Origin of the sequence: Nocardia sp. GP40 (assembly GCF_050434125.1) — a bacterium.
Lineage (GTDB): Bacteria > Actinomycetota > Actinomycetes > Mycobacteriales > Mycobacteriaceae > Nocardia > Nocardia albiluteola.
On the sequence record NZ_JBNPVW010000056.1, the window covers coordinates 1 to 1,316 of the forward strand.

Annotated in this window: 4 protein-coding genes; all 4 read left to right on the plus strand. The window is 66.0% G+C overall.

Translation table 11 applies throughout. From position 1 onward, the window contains the following. Positions 1-77 precede the first annotated feature (77 nt). From ABH933_RS45515 to ABH933_RS45530, 4 genes are read left to right on the plus strand one after another with little or no spacing between them, the layout of a single operon-like run. A complete protein-coding gene (locus ABH933_RS45515; RefSeq protein WP_429455349.1) occupies positions 78-260 on the plus strand; it encodes a hypothetical protein in 183 nt (60 codons plus the stop codon). Further along, positions 257-430 (plus strand): hypothetical protein, encoded by a 174-nt coding sequence (locus ABH933_RS45520; protein WP_429429391.1) that lies wholly within the window; start codon positions 257-259, stop codon positions 428-430. The genes ABH933_RS45515 and ABH933_RS45520 overlap by 4 nt, the downstream gene beginning before the upstream one ends. After that, a complete protein-coding gene (locus ABH933_RS45525) occupies positions 427-879 on the plus strand; it encodes a hypothetical protein (RefSeq protein WP_429429389.1) in 453 nt (150 codons plus the stop codon). Before ABH933_RS45520 ends, ABH933_RS45525 begins: the two co-directional genes overlap by 4 nt. A 1-nt stretch (position 880) precedes the next feature. Then, complete coding sequence (locus ABH933_RS45530; protein WP_429429387.1) at positions 881-1,177, plus strand: hypothetical protein; 297 nt, start codon at positions 881-883, stop codon at positions 1,175-1,177. Positions 1,178-1,316 lie beyond the last annotated feature (139 nt).

Consider the following 1,316-nt stretch of genomic DNA (forward strand, 5'->3'; position numbering starts at 1 on the left):
ATCGCTCTGCGCGCCCAGCCGCACTTCCGTCTCGCCGGAGCGCCGGTGGACCCGATTCCCGTCGTCAAGCGGACATCATGACCGGTCGCACGCGTGCCGTCGATGACCAGTGGTGCGACTGGTGCGGCGGCGAGATCCCGGCGCAGACGCGCCGCAGCGAGGACGACCGCGTGTTCTGCTGCGACGAGTGTCTCGCCAACTATCGGCGGCGCGGCGACCTGGCGCACGCTGTCGTCGAACTGCCGAGGCGCGGGCAATGAATCCCGAGCTGCCGCGCCGCACGCCCGGCGCTTCACACATCCCTCACTACCGTACAGCGGCGCCGTCGATGTCACTGCTGATCCGCGTCGCGCAAGGTCTCGACGAATGGGCCGAACGCGACCGGAACACGAAAACGCAGCCTGCCACGAAACATGCTGCGGGAGAATGAATCAGGGAGGAACAAATGAACATCGTCACTATTACGCGGGGCACCGCGATCGCGGTCTTATTCGCGGGCGCGCTCCTGAATGGCACCGGGCGCGCCACGCTGCGAAGGACTGCGACATGGGCTTCATGCCATTGACGCCGACAGTCGGGGTCGGAACGCTCATCGGCTCCGCCTGGGCGGCCTGCGACGTGCCGCCCGAACAACACGAGATGCGCCTCGCGCTCGCCATCCGCGAGGGCGGCCAATGGCAGACCGTCGAGATGATCAGAGACGACCGGATCCCGACACCTCAGCGCATGAGCTACATCGTCAAGGCACGCTGCCAGCCCGGCTACTGGCGCATAGAAGCCGTGGCAGTCGGTAGCCTGCAAGGGCACCATTTCGAGTTCCCACAGTTCTCCATGCCCCGATCCATCACCCCCGCCGACTGCGCACGAGGAGGCAACTGAGATGCCGTTGACCACAGGCCGCTATGCCGAGAGCGGCACCCCTGCGACATTGCGGTCGCGCCTTTTCTGGCTGCGCCACAACCTCGGCACAGCCCTGCAGCAGGTGCGTGCCGGACTGTCCGACGACGGCCACGACGGCGAGTACCTGTGCCGGGACTGGGGCGTATGGATGGTGCGCCCGGGCAACGGTTTCCGGTCTCGGCGTTGGATCAGCCCGCCGCTTCGCATGACCCGCTCGATAGGTGCCGACGACAACGACGCCGCCACCGAATGGTTTGTAGCCGCGACCGGCATGTGACCGGCCACAGACGACAGAACGGCCCCTCGGTCCTTACGGACCGAGGGGCCGAGTTCATATGTACGTCAGGGACTTTCGTCTCTTGTGCGCGAGCGGGCGAGAACTCATCACCGAGCAGTCTCGTCGTGGGAATCATCCA

Excerpts from the sequence above, each read along its gene's own strand:
- ABH933_RS45515 (WP_429455349.1), top strand. The coding sequence starts at position 78 with ATGACCGGTCGCACGCGTGCCGTCGATGACCAGTGGTGCGACTGGTGC.
- ABH933_RS45520 (WP_429429391.1), top strand. The coding sequence starts at position 257 with ATGAATCCCGAGCTGCCGCGCCGCACGCCCGGCGCTTCACACATCCCT.
- ABH933_RS45525 (WP_429429389.1), top strand. The coding sequence starts at position 427 with ATGAATCAGGGAGGAACAAATGAACATCGTCACTATTACGCGGGGCAC.
- ABH933_RS45530 (WP_429429387.1), top strand. The coding sequence starts at position 881 with ATGCCGTTGACCACAGGCCGCTATGCCGAGAGCGGCACCCCTGCGACA.